Source organism: Okeania sp., from assembly GCF_983059655.1.
Window position 1 is genome coordinate 1 of the sequence record NZ_CEZPJD010000293.1, and the last position, 9,152, is coordinate 9,152.

Here is a 9,152-nt window from a genome sequence, read left to right on the forward strand (position 1 = left end):
CCAACAGAAAAAGTAGGAGAAACTATAGGTGTAGACATAGGCATAAATACATTAGCAACCTGTTCTGATGGCAGTAAATTTGCTAACGTCAAAGCCTACAGGAAAGCAAAAAAAAGATTAGTTCGTCATCAACGTGCAGTCAGTAAAAAAGTTATTGGCTCCAAAAACAGACGCAAAGCAGTAAAGAAACTAGCAAAGGTTCACAAAAAAGTAGCCGATATTAGAGCAGATGCACTACATAAACTCACTTCATGGTTAGCTAAAAACCACAGCACCATAGTAATTGAAGATTTAAACGTAAGTGGAATGCTCAAAAACCACAAACTAGCAAGTGCTATTGCTGATTGTGGTTTTTATGAGTTTAAACGTCAGCTTACATACAAATGTGAATGGTACGGCAGTGAATTAGTCATAGCTGATAGATTTTATCCAAGTTCTCAAATATGTTCAAACTGTGGGCATCAACAGAAAATGCCATTGCACTTGAGAACGTATGAGTGTAGTGAATGCAGTTTTGAAGCTGATAGAGATTTTAATGCTGCTGTCAACTTGAAAAACTATGTGAATCAGTAGCTTGAGTTCCAAGCGAATTGAAGCCTGTGGAGAGAATAAGTTACAGACTGCGGTCAGTGGTTCTCACAGAAACAGGAAGCTAGCTCCAAAACCTATGCGAACGTGTATGGGTAAGTTTGGGTAAGTTTAGTAGAACGGAATCTTTGGATCGGTACTATCGGAGGAGGATTAAACAAGCTAAATCTCAAGACAAACCAATTTACTCATTACGTTCACGATCCTAGCAATCCCAACAGTCTCAGCAATAACCTGATCCATGATGTTGAGTGTGAAAGTCAAACGGGGACGATCTGGATTGGTACCTGGGGAGGAGGTTTAAACCAATTCGATCCTGAGACAGAAAAATTTACTCACTATACTCATGACTCGGACAACCCCAAGAGTCTGCTCAACAATCAAATTCGTGTTCTTCAAGAAGACAGAGAGGGAAGACTTTGGATCGGTACGTTAATCGGACTAGATAGACTTGATCCTAAAACAAAAACTTTTAGCCGCTATTACCACCGTGCCAATGACCCAAATATCATTGGACATAATCTCAGCACTGCTGCTACTATCCAAGATATATATGAAGACCGACAAGGTCAACTTTGGGTGGGTAGTAGTTCAGGATTAGGAAAATATGATGATCGGCAGGACAAATTCATCCAATATACTGCCGATCGCCATGGATTACCAAGAGATTCGATCTATGGCATCTTAGAAGAAGATACCTCTACCGAGAAAAAAGGAAAAGGTCTTTGGCTTAGTCATAGTAGTAAGGGACTAACGAGATTTAACCCTGAGACGGGAAGTGTCCACAATTATGATGTGAGGGATGGACTACAAAGTAATGCCTTTCTTTATAGCACTGCTCAACATAAAACTAAGGATGGTAAACTTTGGTTCGGTGGAGTCAATGGCATCACTGCTTTCTATCCAAAACAAATTCAGGATAATCCCAGCATTCCGGCCGTATTTATCACAGATTTTAAATTAGAAAATAAGCTTGTTCCTATTGGTGAAAATTCAGTTCTTAAGGAATCTATCCTTAAAACCAAACACTTAATTCTCTCATATAAAGACCGAATTTTCTCCTTTAGATTTGCAGCATTGAATTTCCAATCACCAGAGAAAAATCGCTACAAGTACAAACTCGAGGGATTTGATCGGGGCTGGAATGAAGTAGGTAGTAAGGATAATTTTGCCACCTATACCAATTTAGATCCAGGTAACTATGTATTTCGGGCGATCGCCTCAAATAATGATGGACTTTGGAACGAACAGGGTATTTCTCTCAAAATTACAATCACACCACCTTGGTGGGAAACTCTTTGGTTTAGAGCAGCTATGGGGATTTTATCTTTGGGAGTTGTACTAGGTGGGGTGTGGTGGCGTATATATGAAACTGAAAAACGTAATCGCGAACTGGAAACTGAAGTCAAAAAACGTACTGCTGAATTACAAGATTCAAATCAACAGTTAGTTATTGCCAAAGAAAAAGCGGAAGTTGCGAATCAAGCCAAAAGTACTTTTATTGCCAATATGAGTCACGAATTACGCACTCCTTTAAATGCCATTTTAGGTTTTTCGCAAATTATGATGCGTTCTCAGGTTTTACCAAAGGAAGAGAGAGAAAATACAACTATTATTTATAAAAGTGGCAATTATTTATTAACCTTAATTAATAATATTTTAGACTTATCTAAAATCGAAGCCGGGAAAATGACCCTCAATGCTAAAACTTTTGACTTTTATTCATTTTTAAACGAACTGGAAGACTTATTACATATAACCGCAGAAAATAAAGGCTTAACATTAATATTTGACCGCCAGGATGATGTACCTCAATATATCTATACTGACGAAACAAAACTGCGGCAAGTCTTAATTAATTTAATTAATAATGGGATTAAATTTACTAAACAAGGAGGAGTAAGTGTCACAGTTGCCAGTAAGTATTTAGGAGAAAATGGGAAAGATGCAGGCTCTGCTCCGAACATTATTTTTGAAGTGAGAGATACAGGAGCAGGAATAGCTGAAGCAGAAATTTCCAAATTATTTGAAGCATTTACTCAAACAGAAACAGGTGAAAATAGTCAAGAAGGAACAGGATTAGGATTACCCATTAGTCGTAAATTTGTGCAGTTAATGGGAGGAGATATTACTGTTAAAAGTAAAGTAGGAAAAGGTACAACCTTTAGATTTGAAATTCAAGTAAATGTTGCCAATAAAACAGATATAGAAACTCAAGAACATCGGCATCATGTCATTGCTCTCAAACCGAATCAACCCCGTTATAAAATATTAATAGTGGATGACCGCCCCACTAATCGTTTATTATTGATTAAATTATTACAACCATTAGGATTTGAATTACAAGAAGCAGAAAATGGAAAACAAGCCATAGAAATCTGGGATGAATGGCAACCTCATTTAATTTGGATGGATATGAGAATGCCTGTAATGGATGGTTACGAAGCAACTCAACATATTAAGGGCACAACTAAAGGAAATGCCACAGCAATAATTGCCTTAACAGCAAGTGTATTAGAAGAAGAAAAGTCAATTATTTTATCAGCAGGATGTGATGATTTTGTCAGAAAACCGTTCCGAGAAGCAATGATTTTTGAAACAATGAAAAAGCATTTAGGAGTGGAATATATTTATGCAGAAGAAACTCTAGATCAAACTCCCAGTGAATTACCAAGTTTAACAGTAGAAGATTTAGAAAAAATGCCTAGTAAATGGTTAGAAGAACTGTATGATGCAGCGAAAGCTTTGGATGATGATAGGATTTTAGAATTAATTGAACAAATTCCGGTTGAACAATCTTTATTAGCTGAAAAATTAACTAATTTGGTGGATGGTTTTCAATTTAAGATCATTAGACAACTACTTGAATGATTGAATTTTTTACTATCGAGATATTATAAAAATTTATGAATAAAACTTGTATTAAACGACTCTTGATCTTGATAATTGTTAGTTTCTGTTTATTTATTTCTGCATCTAAGATTTATGCTCAAAATAATCAAAATTTAAAACATATTAATAATCCTGTTATTTTGACGGATGAAAATACCAAATATCCTTTAGGATTACATTTAGAAATATTTGAAGATCAAACTAGGAAATTAACTATTGAAGATGTGGTAGATCGAGGATTTACCCCTAGTAATAAAAAGAAACCCAACTTAGGTGTAAAAACATCAGCAATCTGGGTTCGTTTTCGAGTCGAAAATCAAGCAAGTGTGACACAAAAATGGATATTAACTTTAAATAATGCTCGTGTAGGTACGGTAGATTTTTATTCTTATCAAGGAGATAAAAAAGGATTTAAGATAATTAAAACAGGCAGATTTTTACCTTTTGCAACTAGAGAACTTAACCATCGTTTTTTTATCTTTAGTTTGCCTTTTACTGAAAATAATGAAAAAACTATTTATCTACGTTTAACTTCAAAAGCAGGTTTAGTTATTCCCTTAAATATTTATTCTTTGGAAACATTTTTTCAGGAGAATCAAAATAATGTTTTATTTTTAGGAATAGCTTATGGAACTTTTTTAATAATGATTGGTTATAACTTATTTCTATTTATTTCTTTAAAAGACAAAAGTTATCTACATTTTGTATTGTTTATTATAGGTTATTTATGGTTTAGATTATGTCGAGATGGAATAGGACATCAATTCTTGTGGAGTGATTTTTCTAACTATCATGAGATTCAATCATTTGCCTTATTATTAATGTTGTTTTCCTGGATAAAATTCACCCAGTCTTTCTTAAAAACTAAAAAATATGTTCCTCAAATAGATAGATTTTTATTTGTTATATCTTTAGTCATGGTTATGGTAATTATTATATCAATACCAACAAGATGGCATAATATTATCGTGATTTTTAATGGTATATTTGTTAGCGCCATAATATTAATAACTGCTTTGATAAGATGGAGACAAAAATATAAGCCAAGCCAATATTTTTTATTAGCTATGTTGCCCCCTATTTTAGGAATAATTATTCGTAGTTTTAGTGCTCTTGGTTTTATACCTTATGGTTTTTATGTAGAGAAACGATCAAATTTTACTTTTAGTTTATCAGTATTATTATTTTCTTTTGCTTTAGCAAATCGAATTAATGTGATTCAAGAGGAAAGAGAAAAAGCACAAAATGAAGCCTTGAAAAATTCTGAACTTAATCAAAAATTAATTCAAGAACAAAATATTGTTTTAGAACAAAAAGTTGTCGAAAGAACAGAACAATTATCCATTGCTAAAGAAAAAGCGGAAGTTGCTAATCAAGCAAAAAGCTCATTTATAGCTAATATGAGTCACGAATTACGCACCCCATTAAATGCCATTTTAGGCTTTTCTCAAATCATGATGCGTTCTCAAACTTTATCTCAAGAACAGAAGGAAAACACAACTATTATTAATAAAAGTGGCAATTATTTATTAACCTTAATTAACAATATTTTAGACTTATCTAAAATCGAAGCCGGGAAAATGACCCTCAATGCTAAAACTTTTGACTTTTATTCATTTTTAAACGAACTGGAAGACTTATTACATATAACCGCAGAAAATAAAGGCTTAACATTAATATTTGACCGCCAGGATGATGTACCTCAATATATCTATACTGACGAAACAAAACTGCGGCAAGTCTTAATTAATTTAATCAATAATGGGATTAAATTTACATCTGAACGAGGCGTAAGCGTCACAGTTGTGAGTCAAAAAGAACCCTCCCTTAATACCCTAGAAAATGGGAAAAGTAATCAAAAAGCAACTCTTATTTTTGAAGTGAGAGATACAGGAGCAGGAATAGCTGAAGATGAAATGCCCAAATTATTTGAAGCATTTACTCAAACAGAAACAGGTGAAAACAGTCAAGAAGGCACAGGATTAGGCTTACCCATTAGTCGTAAATTTGTCAACTTAATGGGAGGAGATATTACCGTTAAAAGTCAAGTGGGAATAGGTACAACTTTTCGATTTGACATCCAAGTTGATATAGTCAATAAAGAAGATATAGAAACTCAAGAAAATCCTCGCCATGTGATTGCTTTAAAACCCCATCAACCTCGTTATAAAATATTAATAGTGGATGACCGCCCTACGAATAGGTTACTATTAATCAAGCTATTACAGCCATTAGGATTTGAATTAAAAGAAGCAGAAAATGGAAAACAAGCCATAGAAATGTGGGAGGAATGGCAACCTAATTTAATTTGGATGGATATGAGAATGCCAGTAATGGATGGTTATGAAGCAACCCAAATAATTAAAGGAACAACCAAAGGAAATGCCACAGCAATAATTGCCTTAACAGCAAGTGTGTTAGAAGAACAGAAAGCAATTATTTTATCAGCAGGATGTGATGATTTTGTCAGAAAACCGTTCCGAGAAGCCGTGATTTTTGACACAATGAAAAAGCATTTAGGAGTGGAGTATATTTATGCAGAAGAAAGTCCAGATAAAACTTCCAGTGAATTATCAAATTTAACTGTAGAAGATTTGCAGGCAATGCCGAGTAAATGGTTAGAAGAACTGTATGATGCAGCGAAGGCTTTAGATGATGATAGAATCTTACAATTAATTGAAAAAATTCCGGTTGAACAATCTTTATTAGCTGAAAAGTTAACTAATTTAGTGGATAATTTTCAATTTAAGACCATTAGACAATTAATTGAATCTCTGAAATCAGGATAAACTATAAAAATATGAATAATATATCAGAAAAAAACTCAGAAGGAATTATTTTAATTGTTGACGATCAACTTTCTAATTTAAAAATTTTAGCTACTCTTTTAAAAGATAATAATTATAAAGTAAAAAAAGCCATCGATGGAGAAAGTGCATTAATTTCTATTGAAACGGATACTCCCGATTTAATTTTACTAGATATAAAAATGCCCGATCTAAATGGCTATGAAGTTTGTGAACGTTTAAAAGATCATCCTAAAACTAAGGATATCCCAGTAATTTTTATTAGCGCTTTAAATGAAGTTTTTGACAAAGTCAAAGCATTTGAAGTAGGAGGAATTGACTATATTACTAAGCCTTTTCAAGAAGAAGAAGTTTTAGCAAGAGTTAAAAGTCAGTTAATTATTCAGAAACAGAGAAAACTATTAGAAATAGAACAAGAAAATCTTAAACAAGAAATTAAACAACGCCAAGAAGCAGAGGCGATTTTATATCAATCTAGAGCGTTAATTTCTGGTATTTTAAATTCTTCTCTTGATGGCATTGCAGCGATGGAAGCATTGAGAGATAAGAGAACAGGAAATATTGTTGATTTTTCTTGCTTAGTTCTTAATCCAGTTATTGCTAGAGCTTTTAATAGAGAACCACAAGATTTAATTGGTAAATTAGTGCTAAAAAAAATTTTAAATAGAATTAATTATGATTTATTTGCAGATTTAGTTAATGTGGTAGAAACTGGAAAATCTTTAGAGCAAGATATTTATTATAATGACCAAGAAGAAGGAAAATGGTATCATTTTATCGCCGTTAAATTAGGAGATGGTTTTGCTATTACAGTCAGAGATATTACAGAAAGGAAAAATTTAGAATTAACTCTGGAAGAAACTAATAAAGAATTAGAAGCTTTTAGTTATAGTCTAGCTCATGATTTTCGCAACCAATTAGAAACTATTGAGTCATTAACTCATTTTCTCAAAGAAGAATATGAAGATGATAATTATACCACTCAAAATGCTCAAGATTATTTTGATTTGATGTTTAAATCGACTGCTCGAACTCAGCAAATTATTAAAGATTTACTCACACTGTCAAAGGTTAAAAAAAGTCAAATAACTCTTGAATTAGTGCATTTAAGTAATATAGTTCAAGAAATACTAATGAAACTTCAAATCAAAGAACCACACAGAAAAGTTGAATTAGTAATTCAGCCTAATGTTAAAGCTACAGCAGATCAAATATTATTAACAATAGCGTTAGAAAATTTAATTGATAATGCTTGGAAATATTCATCTAAAAAAGATGTTACTCATATTGAATTTGGAGTTTTATCCAAAGAGGATAAAAATTTAGATTCAATCATTAATCAATGCTCTTTATATTACAAAGACAAAAACTTATGTAAACAAAAATTAGAGATAATTTATTTTATTAAAGATAATGGGGCTGGTTTTAATATGGAAATATTCACAGAATTATTTACTCCTTTTAAGCGATTCCATTCAGATGAAGAGTTTGAAGGAACTGGTATTGGTTTATCAATTGTTAAAAGAATTATTAATTGTCACCAAGGTTTAATTTGGTGTACTTCTCAAGTGGAAGAAGGGACAACCTTTTACTTTACTCTATAGCAATCCTATTTTATTCGTGTCAAGAATCTTACTGCTTTTTAGGGAACAGCGGTGCGACCCCGCGTCGGCGACAGACGCAAGGGAACGCGCACCAAGAGAGGGAACAGGGAATAGGGAACAGGTAAGAGTTTCAGTTTTTTTATCTACTTTTTGATTTGTCGCAACCTATTTAGGATTACTCTATAATATACATCGCCAGAAAAGAGGGAGTAGGCAGTAGGCAGTAGGGATAAATAATTGATAACTTCTGTGTGATAATTTATTTTATTTTTGATTTTTGGAGATATCTAAATAGTAGTAGAAAAAGTTAAATAGTCATAAGTCATAATTTAGGATTCAGGAGTCATAAGGAAAGAAAGAAGAAGAAGGAAATCGCCCCTACTTAATACTTTTTTTCTCACTTCTAGTCCGCAAAAATTCTCCAATAATTGCAATCGATCCTGAGCCTAAAATTAAAATTACACTCAGGGCATTAATATCAGGTTTTACCCCTGTACGAATCCTACTAAAAATTTCCATTGGCAAAGTTGTTGCCCCACTTCCTGAAGTAAAACTAGCAATTAAAAAATCATCCATGCTTAGTACAAAAGCTAGCAAACATCCTGATACAATTCCTGGTATTAATTGGGGTAATAAAACTTGTAAAAAAGCTTCTACCGGAGTTGCTCCCAAATCCAGGGCAGCTTCCTCTAAATTAGGGTCTAAATCTGCTAACCTTGTTGAAACAACTAAACCCACATAAGCTAGGCAAAAAACAATATGAGCTGCAATAATTGTCCATAAACTTAATCTAATTGCCAATGCTGCTAAAAAGACTAAAGTCGCAACAGCGATCGCTATATCAGGAATAATTAATGGTAAATAAGAGACACCCATATATAAAGATTTGCCTCGAAATTTATATTTTGCTAAACCTACTGCCATTAAAGTACCAATAATTGCTGAAACAGCCACAGCACAAAGGGCTACTGTTAAACTATTTTGTAAAGCATTTAAAACCCTAGTATCCTGAAAAAGTTTAACGTACCATTGTAGGGTGAAACCCTCCCATCCTGCACTATATTTAGATTTATTGAAGCTATAAAAAGTCAATACAAAAATTGGCAAGTACATAAAAAAGAACATTGAAATTGTAAATATTACCTGCCAAGAAATCTGAAATTTTGATTGAGATTTAGACATATCTATTGGGATATTATCTTCTGGATTTATTAAAGTATTTGCCATTTCAGTTATCAGTTATCAGTTATCAGTTATCAGT

At 32.9% G+C, this 9,152-nt stretch carries 5 protein-coding genes; 4 read left to right on the top strand and 1 reads right to left on the bottom strand.

The genetic code is table 11. The annotated features are described in order from the left end of the window. The 4 genes from AC3DU7_RS16890 to AC3DU7_RS16905 form a co-directional block, all read left to right on the top strand. The coding region (locus AC3DU7_RS16890; RefSeq protein WP_488040484.1) for an RNA-guided endonuclease InsQ/TnpB family protein at positions 1 to 573 on the top strand (573 nt) is incomplete at its 5' end. 384 nt (positions 574 to 957) lie between these two features. Beyond that, positions 958 to 3,459 (top strand): hybrid sensor histidine kinase/response regulator, encoded by a 2,502-nt coding sequence (locus AC3DU7_RS16895; RefSeq protein WP_488040487.1) that lies wholly within the window; start codon positions 958 to 960, stop codon positions 3,457 to 3,459. A 35-nt stretch (positions 3,460 to 3,494) separates the two neighbouring features. After that, positions 3,495 to 6,269 (top strand): hybrid sensor histidine kinase/response regulator, encoded by a 2,775-nt coding sequence (locus AC3DU7_RS16900; protein WP_488040485.1) that lies wholly within the window; start codon positions 3,495 to 3,497, stop codon positions 6,267 to 6,269. Between the two features lie 11 nt (positions 6,270 to 6,280). Continuing rightward, positions 6,281 to 7,891: a response regulator gene (locus AC3DU7_RS16905; RefSeq protein ID WP_488040486.1), complete on the top strand. Its 1,611-nt coding sequence runs from the start codon at positions 6,281 to 6,283 to the stop codon at positions 7,889 to 7,891. Between the two features lie 378 nt (positions 7,892 to 8,269). Here AC3DU7_RS16905 and AC3DU7_RS16910 read toward each other — a convergent pair whose 3' ends face one another. After that, positions 8,270 to 9,073, bottom strand: coding sequence for an ABC transporter permease (locus tag AC3DU7_RS16910; RefSeq protein WP_488040488.1), 804 nt, complete (start codon positions 9,071 to 9,073; stop codon positions 8,270 to 8,272). Positions 9,074 to 9,152 lie beyond the last annotated feature (79 nt).